The following is a 19,531-nucleotide window of genomic DNA, read 5'->3' as shown; positions in this document are numbered from 1 at the left end:
TGCCTACCCGTCTTCCAGATGTAGCAACATAGCGAGCCCAAGTAACGTCATAACACCGGATGGCGTCCACGCAGCTAGGATCACGGGAATGCTGTCGGATAGACCAAGTGCAAAAACAACATCCGAGAAAAAATAGAAAACAAACCCGGTTAAGACACCGCCACCAATGATAAATGTCGTGCCGCCACGCCGGGCTTGGCGCAGCGTGAATGTTGCCGCAATCAGGACCATGGCGCACATCAATAGGGGGGCTGCCAGCAGGCTGTGCCAGTGCAGACGATGACGAACGGCAGAAAAGCCCGCTTCCTCAAGAGCTTCAATAAATCCGGGTAACGCCCAAAATGACATGGTTTCGGGCGGCGCAAAACTATCCTGAATTTTATCCATGGTCAGGTCAGTTTCCAGCCAATGTTGTTTTTCGAACTTGGGAGCCTCTTCTGGTGTATTGAGCCAGGCATTGCGCATGTTCCAAAAGCCATCTTCCAGCTTCGCTGATTCGGCGTCTATGCGCCCAACGAAATGATCGGCACCTTTGTAGAGGAACACCACAACTTCTCTGAGTTCAATGTCTCGACCGTGCTGTAGAAAACGCTGGGCATGTAAAACGGATTGTCCCTTTGATCCGGCTTGACGAAGCCATAGCCCCGTTGACGACAACGAAAGCAGGCTTTTTTGCCCCTTTAATAGGGTCGCTTCTAGCTTTTCGTAGCGTGATAAAGTCGCCGATGAAAGAGGGTTGAGAACGGTAACCTTCAAAACGCCCAAGAAAAACGCGAGAAACAAAATCGGGAAAAGAAATTGCCATGCGGATACACCCGCCGCGCGGATGATTTCCAATTCATGACTGCGTGTCAGCCGCCAGAATGCGGTCATTCCTGCAAACAATACGGCGAAGGGGAAAATTTTCTGACCAATGTGAGGAAGCTTTAGCAAGGCCAACTGAATAACATCATTGAACGAGACTTCAGATCTGCTTGCGGTGCGGCGCATCAATTCGATGGTATCAATCATCAGAATCAACAATAAAAATGCCGCGAACAAAACGATAAACGCCACCAAAAAATTGCGTCCGATATAGGATGAAATTATTGTGGACAGGAACATTGTCTATTGTTCCCCCACTGGAATTTGAGCTTCGCCTACAGATTTGGATCGTCGTCCGTGAGGTGACCGCATCATGAAAGTGAATCCTGCGATCACTGGCAAAATCGCAGTAAAATACAAAAACGGAATCAGGCTTAGGTTTTTGGCGCAGAGATTTTCTAAAATCAGCGAAAACCCTTGAAGCCCAATTATGATGGCCACTGCAAGGACAATTCTGCGGGATTGCATGCGGCGGCTGAAACTACCTGATATCAGGCAAGCCAATCCAACGAGTGCAAATCCGAGTACCGTAATTGGCGATGTCAGGCGTTTATGAGCCTCGACGGTAAACTTGCCCACATCAGCGGGGTTCATCAGCTTGTCGCGGTCCAAATTGAAGAGATCGTCAAGCGTTCTCTCTCGTGCCTCGCGAAAGCGTACCTCCGTTTTTTTGGACCTCGTCCCTAAATCAAAAATGTATTTGTCAAAATAAAGGATCGAGAGCCGATTTGTCTTCTTGTCGATGGCTTGCCGATTGCCGGCTTCCATAATCACCCGAGCCCCATTGGGTGATTTTGCAAGCGCCCCGCGTTCGGCCATGATGGTAAAGGGACTTTCCGGCTTTCGGGCATCTTGGACCAGGATGCCATGAAGTTGTCCATCCGGCGTGCGTTCGCGAACATATACGGTGATGTTATTCGAAATGTTATTGAACGCGCCTTCCTGCAACAATACGTGGGAATAGCTAAATCGAATATCCCACTGCATTTCCCGGAACGCCTTATAGGTCTGGGGAACGACGTAAAGATTCAACGCATACCCCATCATCATGACCATTAAGGCCATGATAATGGCTGGTTTAGCGAGGGAAAATTGGCTCAAACCGGAGGCCCGCATGACAGTGAGTTCCCGGTCGTTGATCATTTTGCTGTAGATAAAAACAACCACCGTGAAAAGCGCAATTGGGATAATAATGGTAATGAAATTGGGCAGCAGCAGGGCCGTCAAATAGAGGAACGTGCCCGCAGAAAGCCCTCGGTTGACGATCATCTCGACGAACCGAAGCGACTGGCTCAGCCAGATGACGCACGTCAGCCCGGCGGTCACAAAAATCATGCCCACCAGCAGTTGGCGTAAAACATATATATTCAGTCGTTTCATGAGTGCCCAGATCAAAGCCTACAGCAGGCCAAAATGTGGGAAAAAGTGTAAAGAATCAAGGGTTAACAAAGCGATAACCCAAGCTAAATTTAGCTGTTTTGTTTCAAGGGGTTGGGAAGACCGAAATCGTCAATTTTGTGCCCTTGACCTTCTCAAAAACAAAGAACTACGCTGCGACGTCCGGCTTTCGAACCTGACGACGAATTTTGCTACCTTTTGAAGTTTCGATGACGCTGAGATCGTGGCGTGCCTGCATGGTCAGCCAAAAATCGGGCGCACCGTCGAAATATTCGGCAAGCCGAATGGCCATGTCGGCGGAAACACCGCGCCGCTTGGCAACAATTTCGCCAATGCGAGAAGCATCTGTTCCAAGAGCTTTCGCCAAAGCATTTTTTGACATTCCCAGCGCTTCCAACTCATCGCCAAGAATTTCGCCGGGGTGCGTATGAATTCTCGTCATGCTGCTTTATCCCTTGTGATAGTTAACTATTTCGACATTCTCAAATTTTTTGTCCTCTGCAATTTCAAAGATAATTGCCCAAGGAAGGTTTGATGTTATTGACCATTTTCCCTCAAGATTTCCAGTTAGCTTATGCAATCGATAGCTTGCAAGCCTTGGAAGGTCGGCAAGTGTTGCGGCATCATCTAACAGGTCAAGAACACGAACCGCCCGAGCACCATCCAAGCCTTTGAAACCTTTTGGATTCCCCGTTTCATGTACTCGGCGGGTTTTGGCGTTCTTATACGATTTTAGCACAGAGATAATATATAATGATATGCATTAAACGTAAAGCGTTATATCCATGCTGGGGGCACATCACTTGCATCAGGGAAAACTTTGTCTGAGTTAGTCTACTACGCGCAAAGGGCAAGATGTGACGCTTGGACTGCTCAATGAAAAATATTTTAGACAACGAGGATCGACGGAATTTCGCCGATCCTCAAAATATATCTATTTTCCACGAGTTTCTAGATTAGCGGGATTTACTTCTCGATAAATCCGACCGAATTTTAAGTCTGCAATTCGACCTTGATTTATTCGATAGTCCGACGCGATCTCATGATATTTATCACCTCGAACAATTCTAGCCTTAATTACCGCAATTTCCGTCAAAGAAAGATGCTTCATTTGTTCACTCCTTTTGAAGCGTTTAGGAAAATGAACGGCCGTTCTGAGGGAATGTTATCTAGAAATTAGCCTAATTCATCAAGCGATGAAATTCTTTGAAACCAGGTGTCCTACCATATCTATCAATGGGTTAGATCGCAAATTCCGGAAATTGTGGACAATTTTGCCGCAATTTGATTTTGTTCATCCTGCCATTTTTGGTTAAATCGTGGCCGATCAAAATTAGGTAAATTTAAATAATGAGACGAAATAAGTCGGATTGGCACAAAGGGCCAGGCAATTTCTTTTAAAATAGATCGCCAAACACGATCTGGGTTTTTAATATGCCCTTGCGACGACGTTTGACTTGGAAACCAATAGTCCGATCCACCAAAATCCGAATTACCATACTTGTGAACCCGTTCAAGAATTTTATAAGCAGGCATATCAATTCGATCACATAGCAAATGCCAATATTTCCTCTCTTCCGGTCCAAACGGGTACCATCTATTTTCAAAAATCTGATCCCAACGCGCCGACAGTAATCGAGAAAAAGGCGCCTGCAATTCAAAGCTCAACCGCAAACAACAAAGTTGGGGCCACTTATCATTTTTTCTTCAAGAAATTGAAATAGTTGAATAAAATCATCATGCTTAAGTGAGTTAATAAATTCAGTCTCTTTTGAAAGTTTTCGTTTATATAAATTGGGCGCGTATCCAGGCATACCGTCCAAAATTTCTGGCCCCCTAAGTATACTGACACGTTCAAATATTTGATGAAGTAAGCTCCTCAATGCGCGAGCGTTTGAAGGTCTTACCATTTCAGATGAAAGCACGTTTTCAATATCGTTCCTCGTAATTTTCTTTATTAATTTTCTTTTTAATCGTTCTGGGACATTCGAATGGAATAACTTTTTCATTTGGTAAGTGTATGTGTCGGACCATCCCCTATGTGGGCCATAGAATAAGATAATGTCGGCAGCGCGCTCGAGCGTAATACCCTGGAGTTGTCTAGAAAATTGCTCTCGGTTTTTTTGATCTTCCACATTAATTTGTACTTGCTCGTCATCAGTTGGAATTCGGCCCTTTGCTTGCCCAATTACTTTTCTAGCCCAACTACGTGCGTCATCTAAAAAGAAGCCCATTGGAATGCCATTGGAAAAATCTATGTTGCCATCGGAGAAATTGATATACCAACGCCACCTGTGTGAATTTCTTCCAAATGGATCAAACGTTTTGCGTATAGCCTTTCCTTCTAAGTTGCTTGTACGCACCCCAAATGCCGCACCATCGCCGCGCTTGCTACTCCACAAGCGGATACCGAACCCTCGAATTTTAGTATCTGCAACCCAACGTTCACCCGTCTTAGGGCTAACTAGCTCATTAATAAATTCAGGGGTAAGGGATCGTCTTTCAACCATACCGATAGTATAGCAGGCGCATGGGGGAAATCACTAGATGTGCTGCCGTCGCTCTTGAGCAGACGGAAGCAATGGGGGTAACCCTTATTTCCTAAAAGTGCTCGTCCCGCACATTTTTAAGAGAATTAGCACCCGACTTAACCAACTCCAATATTGCCGGCACCTGAGACACATATTGATCGGCGAAAAATCGGGCGGATAGGATTTTAGCTTCGAGAAATTCTGGGTTGCCGGTTCCTGCATTGGTAAGTTCGAAAGCCTTCGACGCTGCCTTTGCCATCAGCCACCCGCCCATGGTGAGGCCGAGCATTCTGGTGTAATGGACGGCGCCCGCGGCGACATGTTGGGGGGCGGTTGGGTAGGTGGAGATGATCCAATCTGTGGCGTTGCTGAGGGCATTGACGGCGTTAGATAAATGGGCGTTGTCAGAATTGAACCCTTCTAAGTCATCTTTTATAAGCTTTATCAGTGCCTTAACAGACTCTGCATTTTCACGAGCAACTTTTCTGCCGACCAAATCCGCTGCCTGAATACCGTTGGTGCCTTCGTAGATTGCGGTTACGCGGACGTCGCGGAAGTGCTGGGCGGCGCCGGTTTCTTCGATGTATCCCATGCCGCCATGGACTTGAATGCCAAGGTCGGCGACAGCGGCACCGGTGTCGGTGCTCCAGGCTTTTACGACCGGGGTCAGCAAGTCGGCCATCGCTTGGTTGGCTTGGCGAATGTTTTCGTCTGGGTGGCGATGGGCGAAGTCGAGGCAGGAAGCCATGTAATAGGCGACGGCCCGAGTGGCTTCGGTCTGGGTCTTCATTGCCATGAGCATGCGGCGGACATCTGGGTGGCGAATGATGGGGGCGGAGGACACGTTGTCGCTTGCTGCATCGTGGCCTTGAATGCGTTCCTTGGCATAGGCGAGGGCACGCTGATAGGCGCGTTCTGCCACAGCGACACCTTGCAGCCCCACCGACAATCGCGTGTTGTTCATCATCGTGAACATATTTTTGATGCCGTGATTTTCTTCACCGATCAAATAGCCCACAGCCCCGCCATCGTCGCCGAAAGACATCACCGCTGTGGGGCTGGCTTTCAGCCCCAGCTTGTGCTCGATCGAAACGCAGCGAAGGTCATTGCGCTCGCCGAGGCTGGCATCGTCATTTGCCAAGACTTTTGGTACGAGGAAAAGTGAAAGCCCTTTGATACCTTCGGGTCCGTCCGGAGATCGCGCCAAAACCAAATGAACTATGTTGGCCGCCATGTCGTGTTCGCCGTAGGAGATAAATATTTTTTGGCCCGTGATCTTGTAGTGCTCACCGTCGCGGACGGACTTGGTGTTGATTTGCGCAAGGTCTGATCCGGCTTGGGATTCAGTCAGGTTCATTGTCGATGGCCATTCGCCGGAAACCATTTTGGGTAAATAGGTCGTCTTCAACGCATCCGACCCGTGCGCGGTTAGCGCTTCGATGCCGCCTTGGTTCAGCAGCGGACACAAGCCAAAGGACATGTTTGCGCCATGCCAGATTTCTGAAACCGCTGTTGATACCAGCGTCGGCATTCCCTGACCGTCGTAGTCAGTTGGCGCACCAAGGCTGTTCCAACCGGTTTCGACAAACTGGGCATAGGCATTGGCAAAACCATCCGGGGTGCGGACGACGCCGTTTTCAAACGAACATCCTTGTTCGTCGCCAGATTGATTGAGGGGGGCTAAGACTTCCGCGCCGAACTTTCCGGCTTCTTCCAAAATTGCGGAAACAAGATCAGGGGTGGCATCTTCGTAGCCAGGCAGCGCCGCGATTTCCCCTAAGTCGAGCACCTCGTTCATCAAGAACATCTGGTCGGCCAAGGGGGCGGCATAGGTGCTCATTTACAAAACTTTGCCCTAAAGAACTTTACCAGGATTAAAAATATTATTTGGGTCGAGTGTCGATTTTATGTCGCGCATCAAATCTAATTCCACGTCCGATTTGTAGCGGGTCATTTCTTTGCGTCGCAGCACACCGATGCCGTGTTCCGCACTAAAACTTCCGCCCATGTCAGTCACGATATCATAGACGATTTTATTGAAGCGGTCTTGTTCTTTTAGGAACTCTTCACGTGCCATATTGAGCGGATTACAGACATTGAAGTGAATGTTGCCGTCGCCCATGTGACCGAAGGCAATCACCCGAACTTCGTCCATTTCCGCCTCGACTTCGGCTTTTGCGCGGACCAAAAAGTCAGCGACCGATGACACCGGGACCGTGACGTCATGTTTGAAGCTGGGACCGTCTAGACGTTCCGCCTCGGGAATAGTCTCCCGCAAACGCCAAAGATCTTTGGCCTGAGTCTGGCTTGATGCGACCACCGCATTGGTGATGATGCCGTTCTCGAAAGCGGTCCCTAAAAGCCCCTCAAAAGCGTCCTTGAGGCCTTCGTCTTCGCGCGGGCTGGAAAGCTCGATGATGGCATAGTAAGGAGAGATTTCGTCAAACGGATCGGTGGTACCTGGGACGTGTTCTAAGACACCTTCCAAGGCAATTCGGGGGAACATCTCGAATGCGGTAAGGCTATCAGCGAACGCGCTTTGTGCGCGGCTGAACATATCCAGTACATCATGGGGTTCCGAACACGTAACGACCACGGTTTCTTGTTGTTTTGGAAGGGGATAGAGCTTCATCACAGCTGTTGTAATGATCCCAAGCGTGCCTTCCGCACCGATGAATATCTGTTTTAAATCGTAGCCGGTATTATCCTTACGCAATGACCGTAGCCCGTCCCAGATGCGCCCATCCGGCAGCACCACTTCCAGGCCCAATGTCAGGTCTCTTGTGTTGCCGTAACGAAGCACCCCAACCCCCCCTGCATTGGTTGATAGGTTGCCGCCAATCCGACAGCTTCCTTCTGCTCCTAAACTGAGGGGGAACAGGCACCCGGAGTCGGCTGCGGCTTGTTGGATGTCAGCAAGAATCACCCCAGCCTCAACCGTGATGGTTTGGTTGATCGGGTCGATGTTGCGGATGGCATTCATGCGGGAGGTGTCGATGATGATGCCCCCGTCCGGGATACCCCCACCGACCAGACCCGTATTACCCCCATGCGGGACGATAGAGATTCCGTGTTCGTGACAAACCCCAACTACCTTTGCAGTTTCAGCGGTATTGGCGGGACGCACAACTAAATCACAGTTGCCCCGGTACATGCCCCGCTGTTCGACCAAAAAAGGCTCTAAGTCGTCGGATGTATCGACGATCCCTTTGGAACCGACGATGGCTGAAAGTGCGTCTTTGTGTTCTTGAGATATTGTCATGGTGGGTACTTAAATGGCTGATTGGCCGAGCAAACTCAAGCAATTGTCTCAGGCTGGTTTTGCTTCGCTGAGGACTCCCGCCTGAAGTAGCGGGCGGGGGAGTCGCCGAGGCTGCGGCGGAACATGGCGATGAAGGCACTGGGGCTTTCATATCCTAAGTCTAACGCGACTTGGGTGACGGGCTTGTTTGCGGCCAAAAGTTCCAATGCCTTGAGCAAGCGAACCTGCTTTCGCCAGGCACCAAAGGTCAGGCGCGTTTCACTGACAAACAACCGCGACAGTGTCCGCGAACTGGCGCCGCAACTTAACCCCCAGTCTTCAAGCGTGCGGGTGTCGTCGGGATGTTCCAGCAGAACATCGCTGATTCGCTTAATTCGAGAATCTCGGGGCATTGGCAAATGCAGCGGTGCTTGGGGCAGGCGTTCAAGCTGGTCCAGGATCACCCCCATGAACCGTCCATCGGCTCCGGTGACGTCGTACACCGCTGGGATGTCCATGGCATGCAGGATCAGTTCTCGCATCAACGGCGTGATATTCACGGCGCAACAAGATTGGGGTAGGGCGGGCAGGCGTTCCGGTTCAACCAGCAGAGTACGAAGGGCGACATCGCTGGTCGCCATGGTGTCGTGGGCAATGCCGCCTGGCACCCAGAGGGCGCGCTGCGGTGGAATGACCCAGACGCCGTCTTCCGTCCAAACCGTAATCGCACCATCGGCGGGATACAGCAGTTGCCCATGATGGTGGACATGGCGACCGATCCGATGGCCAGCAGAGAAGTCACTGGCCATGGCAACGATGGGGCGCGGTGTGGCCTCCAACGCTTCTACATGGGGAAGTGTTTTAGTATCTGTCATCCGAGAATTTCGTCTTTGTGGCTGTTTCTAGACATTATATGACTGAATAGCGAAAGACTGTCGAGATTAATCCCGGTATTAATAGACGATAAGGTGACGGCAAAAGGATCGATCCCATGGTTAAAAACAAAACTGAATTCTTTTTTATGAACATAGCGCACGCCTATGATCACATGTTTCTGTTGTTCTACGCGACGGTGGTTTTGGCGTTGGGTGACACTTTCCCCAATGAATCCTATGGCGATCTTTTGCTGCCGGCGACCTTTGGGTTCGTCGCCTTTGGGGTGTGTTCGTTACCTGCGGGCTGGCTCGGCGATCACTGGAGCCGGCAAGGTATGATGGTGGTGTTCTTCATCGGCATTGGTGCGGCGTCTATCGTGACTGGCTTTGCTGAGGGATTGTTTCAGATCGGTGTTGGCTTGGCCTTTATCGGTATTTTCGCTGCGATCTATCATCCTGTTGGCATTGCCATGGTGTCGCAAAACGCGATTGAGACGGGGAAAGCCATGGGCATTAATGGCGTGGTTGGAAACTTAGGCCTCGCCGCGGCACCTGTTACGGCTGGGGCTTTGATTCATTTTTATGATTGGCGGATGGCATTTATTGTTCCCGGTGTCGTCTCAATCATCACCGGAATCTTTTACTGGATGAGTTGCCGTCGCTCTGCCGAAGCCCTTGGCAAAAAGAAGGTGGGCGCAAGCTTAACCCTCAGCCGCCGAGACCAAATTTTGGTTGTCTGTGTGATTGCTGTCGCGACTGCGTGCGGCGGAATCATTTTTCATTCGACAACGGTGTCGCTGCCAAAGGTGTTCGATGAGCGGTTGTTAGATTTAGGCCCATCGATGCTGGAAGTTACATGGGTCGTCGCTGGTGTGCTGACATTGGCATCCATAACTCAAGTTATCGTCGGGCATCTGTTGGATAGGTATTCGCTCCGCACAGTCTTTATCGGAACCGTCTCGATCCAAATACCCATGTTGGCCTTGGCGGCCAGTTCCCATAACTGGGCGATGATCGGGGTTGGGGTAATGATGATGGTCGGCGTCTTTGGACAAATTCCGATCACAGATTTCATCATCGCGAAGTACACGGCCAGCGACTGGCGCGCGCGGATGTACTCCTTGAAATACACCTTGTCGTTCTGTGTCTCCATCACGGCCGTGCCACTGGTGGCAAACCTCCGCGATAATACAGGCGGGTTTGATATGGTGTTTTATACACTGTCCGGGTTGGCGGTTCTGGTCTTGTGTGCGGCGTTGGTGGTGCCCGTGCGGAACACAGCGGAGGAGGAGGCGGTGGCGGCAGAGTAAGCTGCTAGCGCCCCAACTGCTGGCGAACCAAATCCAGGTTGGAAACGTCAGGCTTCAACTCTCCAGCGTGAATGCGACGGGTTAGGTCAACAAGGACGTCATTCACCGGCGTTGGCTTGCCTTTCGACTGGCACTCCTCGGCGATCCGACCATTGATCATGTCGATCTCGCTGTATCGACCTTTCAGATTATCTTGTAGAGAAGTCGCAAGCGCGGTCGGACCAACATCGCCGACCATCTTATCGAGCAGGGTTTCGAGCAGCGCGTTGGTGTTCATAACATCATCCTGCTTCAGCCCAAAGACCGGCACAATCTTGTAGCCCAGCAACTGGCCAGCAGCTAATGCTTCTTCGCCGGAGCGCAGAACCAATGATCGCACTTCGTCTGCATACTCTTTCCCATTCAGCTTGAACAGCTGCTCGTTACTAGCGCCGAGAATGCCCTTAACCGCCATTGTCATGGAATTGACCATCAGCTTCATCCACTTGGCTGAAAGTACATCATCGGTAATTCCGACCTTTCCCACGAGGCGGAGAATCTCGGCGGCGTCTTCGACGCGGTCTTCGTGCGCGGGATCGAAAGCACCAAGTCCGAACCAGGTGTTCCCTTGTAAGGTGCTGCGTCTGACTTCTCCGGGATCGAACAATTGTGACGCTAGTTCGACGACGCAGCCGACCGTACGCTCAGGCCCAACAATTTCGGCGATCATTTCCGCCGTCATGCAGTTTTGTACCGCAATCAACAGTCCGTCATCGGCGAGAAAGGGTTCAATAAACTCAGTCAGCCAGCGCGAATCATAAGCCTTCGATGTCAGCAGAACGATATCGAAAGTCTCATTGATCTCGCACATATCACACAGGTGACAGGCTTTTACCTTCACATTATATTCGTCGTCCTTGGTCTTGATCGTCAGGCCGTTTGCCTGCATCGCCGCGACGTGAGCCGGCCATTGATCGATCATAGAAACATCGAGCCCGGCCCGAATTAGGTCTGCTGAAATGCAGCTTCCATTTGCGCCCGTCGCGAGCACAGCGATTTTTTTGCTCATTTTCTGGAACCCGACTTATTGTTGTTAGTTGGATATTATAATAGGGGGGACATCTAAAGCCATCCACAGCATTCTCAAATTTATAGATGTTGCATATATCTATAGAAACCCTAGGAATGTTGATGATCGGCTCCGTTTCATTCTCAAAATCTACGTGGGTTCGTTTCATGTTGCGACAAAATCTAGGCGATATCTCGATAGACCGGATTGTCGAATCCGAGAACGCTGATATCGATCCGACGTTTTTCTTTCCTGAAACCAGCGCAGAGGATTGGGAGCCGCATAAATCTTGGCTCAAACCACTGGCGATGCATTCTGAAACTGACATGCTGATCCTGCCGATCCAGTCTTGGTTGGTCCGGACGCGACACCATACGATCTTAGTAGACACTTGCGTTGGCGATGACAAAAAGCGCGAGCGTCATCATTGGCATATGAAGACGGGGGCGACTTTCCTAGCCCGATTGGCTGAAGCCGGTGTTCAGCCGGAAGACGTTGATTTTGTCATGTGTACACATCTGCATGCGGACCATGTCGGGTGGAACACGCGGCTTATTGATGGCCGCTGGGTGCCGACATTTCCAAACGCAAAATATGTTATTTCGAAGAACGAATGGACCTTCTGGGAAGCCGAACACGAACAGACCCCGATGGAGCATTTTGCCGACAGCGTGCTTCCCGTCGTTGCAGCCGACAGGGCGGTCATGGTTGAAAGAGACCATGCCTTGGACGACGAGATATGGTTCGAGCCAACACCCGGCCACACCCCTCATCACATGAGCGTGCGACTCGCATCGAACGGCAATAACGCGGTAATGACCGGGGATGTCATGCACAGTCCGGCACAGTGCGCAGAACCAACTTGGGCCGTGCGTCCGGACTATGACCGAGACTTAGCCCGCCAGACCCGTCGTGCTTTTCTGGAGCGTTATTGTGAGAGTGGGACCCTTGTATGCGCGACTCATTTTGCGTCACCGTCCATGGGAGAAATTACCCGCCACGGTGACGCTTTTCGGTTTAAATATTTAACCGAAGAGTCTTGATTTTTAAGGCGTCGCAGCTCTGCGCAGACGATCATTTATAGCTCGGCCCAGCCCTATCTCTGGAATTGCCATAACAGCGATGCCTTTCGCACTGCTTTCGTCCAGTTCTCTCATCATCGCGAACAGATTGGCCGCAGCTTCGGTTAGGTTGGCCGACGGGCTTAGGTTGAGTGAGGTTGTGGAGGCCTCCGGGCCAAAGCCTAGAAGAGCTTCGCCGTTTTCTGCTTTTGTGGCATTGAGCCGTAGCGGCGTGTTGGGGGCGTAGTGGCGTTCCATCATGCCGGGGGATTTTGGCGCATCCGGGGAACCGCTTGTAGTTTCGAGAGAGGGGAGGGTTTTGGCTAAATCCTCAAATGAAATACCGCCGGGGCGGAGCAGGACTGGAGTAGGCCCTGATACATCAACGACGGTGGATTCTATCCCAACGGTACAGTTTCCCCCATCAAGAATAGCTGCGAGGCGACCGCTCAAGCCATCCATGACGTGGGCGGCGGTGGTCGGGCTGATTTGGCCAGACGGGTTGGCACTTGGCGCGGCGACGGGGCGGTCTGTCGCGCGTAGGAGGTCCTGCGCCGTTTTGTGGTTGGGGACTCTGACGGCGACTGTATCCAAGCCGGCGCTGACCAGCAGAGACACGGCGCAGTCTTTTGTTCTGGGCAGGACGAGAGTTAAGGCGCCGGGCCAGAAGGCTTCGGCGAGGCGGTCGGCATCTGGATTAAAATCAACGATGCGGTGGGCTTCAGCCTTGTCGGCCACGTGGACAATCAACGGGTTAAATTGGGGGCGGTCCTTGGCGGCAAAAATAGCGGCGACGGCGTGGTCGTTGGTCGCGTCCGCACCAAGGCCATAGACAGTTTCCGTCGGAAACGAAACCAGGTCACCTGCGCGCAAGAGTTCTGCCGCAGTGGCGATTCCTTCCGCCGTTGCTGCTAATTCCTGGGTCATGCTTCTGAGTGTTATTCCGCGCCCGTCGCAACAAAATGCGGATTTTCAAACTCGGGTTTGCCATACGGCAGGATGTTGTTCTCCAGATCACGAACTTTGCCACCCGCATAGAATAAAACAGCATGTCCGGCCGCCGTGTCCCATTCCATGGTCCGGCCTAATCTAGGGTAAATATCTGCGTGCCCCGTGGCGATGCGGCAGAATTTTAGAGAACTGCCAGCGGCGGTTTCTTTTTTGATGGTAAACTTCGAAAGATACTCATCCACCTCTGGTGTCTTATGGCTTTTGCTGACCAGGGCAACCAAGCCGTCCGCGGGGGCTTTGCGGGCTGTGACTTGACGGGGTTCACTTTCACCTGCGGCCTGGGCATAGCACCCCATCTGACTGCCCCAATAGGTCGCATTCAGCGCTGGCGCATGGACGATCCCAAGTGCCGGGCGGTTGACGTCGATCAGCGCGATATTGACTGTGAATTCTTTGCTTTTGTTGATGAACTCCTTGGTCCCGTCCAAGGCATCGATCAGCCAGAACGGGCCGCCATCCAACTGAGGGGCGGTGCCGGCTGCAACGGCTTCTTCGCCAATGATGGGGAAGGCATCGGTGATGTTTTTCTTTATATATTCGGTAATCATGGTTTCGGCGATTTGATCCGCCTCCGTCACCGGCGAATTATCCGCTTTGGTATCGACTTTGAAGTCCGAATTATAAATCTTCATGATTTCCACGCCGGCATTTTTGGCGAGGTCCCCAAGCTTATCCAGCATGTCGATGGTAATGTTCAAACTCACAAGCGTTGCTCCTTAGTGATTTTGGGCACAATAGAAAGATCAGCGTGAGGAACCAAGGGTTAATCGGCGGGCAACATTTTCCAAAGAGCGTCGCCGTCTTCTAGGTCAGCAGCGGAAATTTCCTCAGAAATAAAACGCCAAGCCTTTAAATCGCTCGACATAGGCCCGGGTCCCATGCCTGCTTTTTGTTTTAGGTGGGCCAGGAATTGCTGGGCGTCGGGCAATTGCTCCCACACAGACGGCAAGAATAACGAGCGGAGACCCTTGTCTTCGATGATCAGGCCATCAATGCCGGGCCGAAGCTGGCGGAGAAGGTCTTCTTCGTCGGCGACATTCATTAACGTCTGTGGGCTGAGCACGGAGAGCGACAGGTCTAATCCATCCAGTTCTTCGGCGGTCAGATTGGGAAACCGATGGTCATTGAAGGCTGCGTCGTAACCCCGCGCGACGACATCTTCGGCTAAGGAGCGGTGGGCAACGGCGGAACCGATGCAGCCTCTAAGCTTGCCTTCGCGTTTTAGGGTCACAAAGCAAGCGCCTGGGGCCGTGAGTTCAGGCGGGCCGCCGGTGAGATTTACCTTCAAAGGTTCACCATGGGTCAGGCCGTATTGAAGTGAGTCGGCGGCCAGATGTAGAAGCTGTGCACCATACTTATTCAAAAGTTCTTTGGTGTCGTTCTCAAAATTGTCGGCTTTTCCCTTCTGTTCCCAAAATGCCCAGGATCCATAACCGACGACTTTATCCTTGGTGCCTGCCGTGTCGCCGGAATTGCAGACGCCGAGGGTTTTAACCGCCATGCCTTTGTGCTTGGCCAAGGCCAATAGGCCACTGATGGGGATGCGGCCGCAGGCCTGTTCCCGGCTAATGTCGGCATAATTTAAGGTTTCGATGGCACGAGACGTGGCGCCGTCCATCTTCTGTGCTGTGCCGTAGTCCAGATAATGGCTGAGGTCGGAGCTGATAACGATGACTGTTTCCGTACCACCCCATAGGCGATCAAGAACTTGTGCTACCTGTTCCGCATTGGCACTGCCGACGACTAAGGGGACCAAGGTAAAATCATCTAATACTACCTGAAGAAACGGTAGGTGGACCTCAAGACTATGTTCCATTTCATGGGTTGCGTCGAAGACTTGGACTTGAGGAAGATCGAGAATTTTATCGCAGGCCTCACTATCGATGGGTATATCTCCCAAAGGTGTCTGGAATGAATTGACACTCGGAAGCCCAAGGCCCTCCAACGCCACTCGATGGCACGGCCCCAACAGGATGACTCGCTTTATCGTTCCCCGTGCCGGGCGGAGCGTAGCGTAAGCCTCTGCCGCCATAGGGCCTGAATAAATATAGCCTGCATGGGGGGCGATAATGGCTTTTGGTGTGGGGCTGTCTTCGGCGGGAATTCGAGATAAAAAGAACTGAACCGCGGCATCCAATTCCTCTGGATCACCGGGATAAAACTGACCCGCAACTGCTGCCGGGCGAACCGATGTCATCGGTTGTCTCCTGGTTCAAAGTTGGTTTAGATTGTCTAGTCTATCATAACGATTTGGAAAAGGCCCATGGTTCGACTAAGCGATTTACCAGACTATGAAGCGGCGCACCTTCTAGAAAAGGTGTGCGTACCCTTTCCAACGGAGCCCTGGGTCACGGGCCCTCCTTTGAAGGAACGTCGGGTCGCCATGATCACCACTGCCGGCATTCATCTGGCGGGGGAACAAAGCTTTGATTTTCACGACACGGCCTTTCGGGTCATTCCCGGTGATGTTGCAGCGGGAGATATGGTGATGACCCATTCATCCGTGAACTTCGACCGCACTGGGTTTCAGCAAGACCTCAATGTCGCTTTTCCGATAGACCGACTGCGTGAGCTTGAAGAAGCTGGAGAGATCGGCTCGGTTGCTGATTTTCACTATGGATTTATGGGTGCTGGATCGACACCGGACTCCTTCGAACCCACGGCTCGGGAAGTCGCAAGTCTTTTAAAGAAAGACGCAGTCGATGCGGTGATGCTAATCCCCATATGACCTAACTGCACAACCGCCGTGAGCGCGTTAGGACATTATATCGAAGATGAAGGTATCGCGACGACAGGGATCAGTTTGGTTCGGGAACATACTGTAGGGATGCGCCCGCCACGTTTTCTGTGGGTGCCGTTCGAACTGGGTCGGCCCTTGGGTGCGCCCAATAATCCGGATTTCCAAATGAAAGTTCTGCGTGAGAGCTTAGCTTTGTTGGCGTCAGACGAGGGGCCCGTATTGCTTTGTGATTTTGATGAAGACGCCCCTCTAAACGCGGATGAGAACGAAGAAGAGTGCGAGGGCTGGACCTGTCCCGTTAATCTACCCGCACCGCCATCCGATGCGTCGGATCGAGAAACAGCGCTTGTCGCCGAGATGGCAAGCCTGGCCTCATGGTACGATGTTGCCAAACGAAAACGAGGCGGCTCATCGGTTGGTGCAAGCTCGTTGCCAATAGATCAAGCCGCGCGTGCACTGATCGGTTACCTGGAAGGGAACAGGGATAACCCCGTGCCGGAAATTGAATTTGCCGAGGCTCTTAAACTCGCATCAGAAGATATTAAGGCGTGGTATATGGAAGCGGCAACCGCCCAGCCCGGCAGTTCGACAAGCAAACAAATCGCCGACTGGTTCTGGGGAGAGACCACAGTGGGATCAGTCTTCCTGGACTTACATGGTGCGATGGCCGCGAGCGATGACCCGAAAACACAAATTCTGGCGACCAGGTCGTTTATTCCACGAAGTCAGGCTCATCGGCTGAAACAGGACTGAGATTTTAGTCCTGGGTATTCCCACGTGGCTTAACCGCCAAATATTAAGTATTAGTGCGTCATGAGTAATACGGGACCACTCGATGCTTCATCGATTGAGGAACGGCCCTATGGATGGGTGATCGTGTTTGTCGGCACGATCTGTCTGATCTTGGGGTTTGGCGCCAATATATCGGTCTCCGTTCTGATCATGCCGTTAGAACAAGAGTTTTCTTGGACGCGAGCTGAAATCTCGTTTGCCTACACGATGGTGACAATCGGTTGCGGGGCAGGTGGTATTCTGTGGGGTGTTTTGTCCGATAGAATTGGCGCACGTAAAATCGCGTTCCTCGGTGCGTTTGGTTTATCGATCCCGATTATGACGCTGAGTTGGCAAACCGAATTATGGGCGTTTTATCTGCATTACCTATTTATCGGCGGCTTTGGGTTCGCTTGTCTTTTTACGCCGATATTGGCTCTGACCTCACATTGGTTTGACCGGCGCAAGGGCTTGGCACTCGGGATTGTCACGGCGGGCGGTGCTATTGGTCAGGGAGCCGTTCCTTATATTTTGCGGTTGATGATATCCAATTGGGATTGGCGTGATGCGATGCTGTATTTGGGTGTTGGATATTTAGTGATTCTGATCCCCCTGCTGTTTTTTCTTAAACCACCCCCGTTGTTTGGTGACCGACAGAGTGCGCTCACGTCAGGCACGCCGCTTTCAGACAACAATCAATGGGGCGTTCCGCATCGTATATCGTTGTCTTGGGTCTGGTGTGCCGGAATTTTTTGCTGCATCTGCATGGCCGTTCCGATCATTCATCTTGTTCCACTCGGTACTGATCTTGGGCTCGACCCCGAAACCGCGACAAGTGTGCTTGTTGTCTTAATGTTTAGTGGTGTGCCGGGGCGTTTATTCTTCGGTATGCTCGCTGACAGAATTGGCAGTTTGCCAAGCTACGCCATTGCATCATTCGGTCAGACCGCGGTGGTGTTCTGGTTTACCCAAACCCAGTCCCTGCCGATGCTTTATACTTTTGCTGTCTTATTTGGCTTTTCGTATTCTGGTGTTATGACTTGCTTGATCGTCTGCGCTCGTGAAGCAGCTCCCCTGCGCATGACTGGCCTTGCCGTTGCTCTTATCGTCTCAGCGGGTTGGATTGGAATGGGATTAGGCGGGTATCTCGCCGGGTATTTCTATGATGCGACGGGGAATTATGTGATTTCTTATGCTTTTGCGGCTGTCGCTGGAGCAATCAACCTATTAGTCCTGATCGGTCTCATGAAATATCGCCGCCGATACGCGGCAGGTGATGTCGTTAAAATTTAACGCAAGTTATAGATTCGAAGGGCGTTTTCGCGACCGATTTTAGCGGCGATGTCGGGAGGAAGTCGGCTGACCATGGCCCATGTATCGGTATACGATGCCGCCCCTTTTGGTTCTTTGCCGGACGGCCCAACGAATTCGTCGCTTCCTATGACCAAACGGTCCTGATGGTCCGTCATGAGCTTTAACCATTCTGGATGAATATTGGCGTTCGTATCGACAATTCTATTGGGCATGGGGCCACCGCCGCCAACCTGATTGGGGCGGCGTTCCACACGAAGGGCCATAAATAAGTTTTTGTTTTGCCGGAGCAGGCGGTCCAAAAGAACCGGCTTCATTTGACCGACATTGTCCCATCCAACGTGCTGCCAAACAATCCGGGTGATGCGGTTATGGGCAAGCAATTGCTCTAACGATGGAATCGTCGGGGTTAGCTGATCCGGATTTTTATCACATGCTTGTTTTAGGTTCTCAGGCATCGGGGCTGCTGTCTCAATGGCTTCCATATGCAAATCAATTGGCACGTTATTTTTTGCCGCGATGTCGGACAGTTTTAAGAACAAGGGATGATCCGGCAGCGCAAATTTAAACGAATGGCGTTGCGTCATGCACAGGTGATAGGAGATCATTTCGCCAAAGCCACGGGCGCCTGCGGATAACAATTTTTTGGCCTGTGCAACGAACTTACTGGAAATCGACGAAGTCACTTTGTCCGGCGGAGTTTGTAGGATCGTGGACCCAAGGGTTGCGCCACCCGCCATCAGGAACAGTCGGTCCGATTGGCTTCGAACTGCGTCTCGCATCAAATAGAAATCTTCTCCCGGGGTGAGCTTGTTGGAGGGAACAACGACGATCAAAGCTTTCTCGAGACCGAAGCTATCCATCCGCGCGATTAATTTATCCGCGGCCTCTTCCAGTTTCTCGGCTAAATCGGGTCTCTCGTCTCCACCGCCACGGCCGTGCCCAAGGGCGTTATCTAGTCCGATGGGATGAAGATGCATGTGAGTATCGACATAGCGCCAGGAAGCCGACGGCGTGCGGGCTAACTTAGGTGCTGGTGGGAACCTGCCGCCCCCTCTTTGGCCGCTTCTTCCACCGCGGCGCCCTTGGCGACCTTGGCGTAATTCTTGGAGAGTAAGGTAGCCATCACCATTCTGATCAATACGGTCAAAAGCGTGAGGTGGGCCTGGGAATTCATCAGGCGAGAGGCGATCATCGCCATCTGTATCGTTCCGGATGATTGGATTTTGGGCAGTCCCCACCAAAGGGAACCCCGCAACCACGCTAGCGAAAATCAAGGCTGATATAAAAAGGCGTTGCCAATCCTTCATATTCCCTCCGATGATTTGGTGATCGTCGAGAGGAATATGGTACCACAATTAACCGGCACA

20 protein-coding genes are annotated in these 19,531 nt (G+C 51.6%); 5 read left to right on the top strand and 15 right to left on the bottom strand.

The genetic code is table 11. The annotated features are described in order from the left end of the window. Positions 1-3: 3 nt before the first annotated feature. From lptG to HOM51_14790, 10 genes are all read right to left on the bottom strand, one after another. On the bottom strand, positions 4-1,104 hold the full coding sequence (gene lptG / locus HOM51_14835) for an LPS export ABC transporter permease LptG (protein MBT5035786.1): 1,101 nt from the start codon (positions 1,102-1,104) through the stop codon (positions 4-6). A gap of 3 nt (positions 1,105-1,107) precedes the next feature. Continuing rightward, positions 1,108-2,244 (bottom strand): LPS export ABC transporter permease LptF, encoded by a 1,137-nt coding sequence (gene lptF, locus HOM51_14830; protein MBT5035785.1) that lies wholly within the window; start codon positions 2,242-2,244, stop codon positions 1,108-1,110. Between the two features lie 166 nt (positions 2,245-2,410). Then, positions 2,411-2,704 carry a HigA family addiction module antidote protein gene (locus HOM51_14825; GenBank protein MBT5035784.1) on the bottom strand — a complete coding sequence of 98 codons (294 nt, stop codon included), beginning with the start codon at positions 2,702-2,704 and terminating at the stop codon, positions 2,411-2,413. A 6-nt stretch (positions 2,705-2,710) separates the two neighbouring features. Next, a complete protein-coding gene (locus HOM51_14820; GenBank protein MBT5035783.1) occupies positions 2,711-2,929 on the bottom strand; it encodes a plasmid maintenance system killer protein in 219 nt (72 codons plus the stop codon). Between the two features lie 267 nt (positions 2,930-3,196). After that, positions 3,197-3,373 carry a hypothetical protein gene (locus HOM51_14815; GenBank protein MBT5035782.1) on the bottom strand — a complete coding sequence of 59 codons (177 nt, stop codon included), beginning with the start codon at positions 3,371-3,373 and terminating at the stop codon, positions 3,197-3,199. 122 nt (positions 3,374-3,495) lie between these two features. Further along, complete coding sequence (locus HOM51_14810; protein MBT5035781.1) at positions 3,496-3,930, bottom strand: hypothetical protein; 435 nt, start codon at positions 3,928-3,930, stop codon at positions 3,496-3,498. Further along, positions 3,927-4,772 carry a hypothetical protein gene (locus HOM51_14805; protein ID MBT5035780.1) on the bottom strand — a complete coding sequence of 282 codons (846 nt, stop codon included), beginning with the start codon at positions 4,770-4,772 and terminating at the stop codon, positions 3,927-3,929. Before HOM51_14805 ends, HOM51_14810 begins: the two co-directional genes overlap by 4 nt. A 91-nt stretch (positions 4,773-4,863) precedes the next feature. Then, positions 4,864-6,633 carry an acyl-CoA dehydrogenase gene (locus HOM51_14800; GenBank protein ID MBT5035779.1) on the bottom strand — a complete coding sequence of 590 codons (1,770 nt, stop codon included), beginning with the start codon at positions 6,631-6,633 and terminating at the stop codon, positions 4,864-4,866. A gap of 15 nt (positions 6,634-6,648) precedes the next feature. Further along, positions 6,649-8,055, bottom strand: a complete 1,407-nt coding sequence (locus tag HOM51_14795) for an FAD-binding oxidoreductase (protein ID MBT5035778.1) — start codon at positions 8,053-8,055, stop codon at positions 6,649-6,651. Between the two features lie 35 nt (positions 8,056-8,090). Beyond that, positions 8,091-8,909: a helix-turn-helix transcriptional regulator gene (locus tag HOM51_14790; protein MBT5035777.1), complete on the bottom strand. Its 819-nt coding sequence runs from the start codon at positions 8,907-8,909 to the stop codon at positions 8,091-8,093. Positions 8,910-9,025: 116 nt separating this feature from the next. On the opposite strand from HOM51_14790, the gene HOM51_14785 reads away from it, so the two are divergent. Next, positions 9,026-10,219: an MFS transporter gene (locus tag HOM51_14785; GenBank protein MBT5035776.1), complete on the top strand. Its 1,194-nt coding sequence runs from the start codon at positions 9,026-9,028 to the stop codon at positions 10,217-10,219. A gap of 4 nt (positions 10,220-10,223) precedes the next feature. Here the strand turns inward: HOM51_14785 and HOM51_14780 are convergent, their stop codons facing one another. Next, positions 10,224-11,267 carry a hypothetical protein gene (locus HOM51_14780; GenBank protein MBT5035775.1) on the bottom strand — a complete coding sequence of 348 codons (1,044 nt, stop codon included), beginning with the start codon at positions 11,265-11,267 and terminating at the stop codon, positions 10,224-10,226. A 167-nt stretch (positions 11,268-11,434) separates the two neighbouring features. Here HOM51_14780 and HOM51_14775 point away from each other — a divergent pair, with 167 nt between their 5' ends. Continuing rightward, positions 11,435-12,310, top strand: coding sequence for an MBL fold metallo-hydrolase (locus HOM51_14775; protein MBT5035774.1), 876 nt, complete (start codon positions 11,435-11,437; stop codon positions 12,308-12,310). A gap of 3 nt (positions 12,311-12,313) precedes the next feature. Here the strand turns inward: HOM51_14775 and HOM51_14770 are convergent, their stop codons facing one another. The 3 genes from HOM51_14770 to amrB all read right to left on the bottom strand — a co-directional run bounded on the left by HOM51_14770 (position 12,314) and on the right by amrB (position 15,536). Next, a complete protein-coding gene (locus tag HOM51_14770) occupies positions 12,314-13,255 on the bottom strand; it encodes a threonylcarbamoyl-AMP synthase (GenBank protein ID MBT5035773.1) in 942 nt (313 codons plus the stop codon). Positions 13,256-13,266: 11 nt separating this feature from the next. After that, a complete protein-coding gene (gene cysQ / locus HOM51_14765; protein ID MBT5035772.1) occupies positions 13,267-14,019 on the bottom strand; it encodes a 3'(2'),5'-bisphosphate nucleotidase CysQ in 753 nt (250 codons plus the stop codon). A gap of 83 nt (positions 14,020-14,102) precedes the next feature. Then, a complete protein-coding gene (amrB, locus tag HOM51_14760; protein MBT5035771.1) occupies positions 14,103-15,536 on the bottom strand; it encodes an AmmeMemoRadiSam system protein B in 1,434 nt (477 codons plus the stop codon). Between the two features lie 66 nt (positions 15,537-15,602). Between amrB and HOM51_14755 the strand changes: the two genes are divergently transcribed. Genes HOM51_14755 through HOM51_14745 form a run of 3 tightly spaced genes read left to right on the top strand, consistent with a single transcriptional unit; the run spans position 15,603 to position 18,143 of the window. Continuing rightward, the gene (locus tag HOM51_14755; protein MBT5035770.1) at positions 15,603-16,067 is read left to right on the top strand and encodes a selenoprotein B glycine/betaine/sarcosine/D-proline reductase; all 465 of its coding nucleotides are present in this window, start codon (positions 15,603-15,605) and stop codon (positions 16,065-16,067) included. 18 nt (positions 16,068-16,085) lie between these two features. Next, positions 16,086-16,832, top strand: a complete 747-nt coding sequence (locus HOM51_14750; protein ID MBT5035769.1) for a hypothetical protein — start codon at positions 16,086-16,088, stop codon at positions 16,830-16,832. Between the two features lie 60 nt (positions 16,833-16,892). Continuing rightward, positions 16,893-18,143: an MFS transporter gene (locus HOM51_14745; GenBank protein ID MBT5035768.1), complete on the top strand. Its 1,251-nt coding sequence runs from the start codon at positions 16,893-16,895 to the stop codon at positions 18,141-18,143. Here HOM51_14745 and HOM51_14740 read toward each other — a convergent pair. Then, positions 18,140-19,471, bottom strand: coding sequence for a hypothetical protein (locus tag HOM51_14740; GenBank protein ID MBT5035767.1), 1,332 nt, complete (start codon positions 19,469-19,471; stop codon positions 18,140-18,142). The genes HOM51_14745 and HOM51_14740 overlap by 4 nt on opposite strands. Between the last annotated feature and the right edge of the window lie 60 nt (positions 19,472-19,531).

It is taken from the genome of Rhodospirillaceae bacterium (assembly GCA_018660465.1).
Lineage (GTDB): Bacteria > Pseudomonadota > Alphaproteobacteria > Rhodospirillales > JABJKH01 > JABJKH01.
The sequence above is the reverse complement of the archived record's forward strand: the minus strand, read 5'-3'. Positions and strand labels throughout refer to the sequence as shown.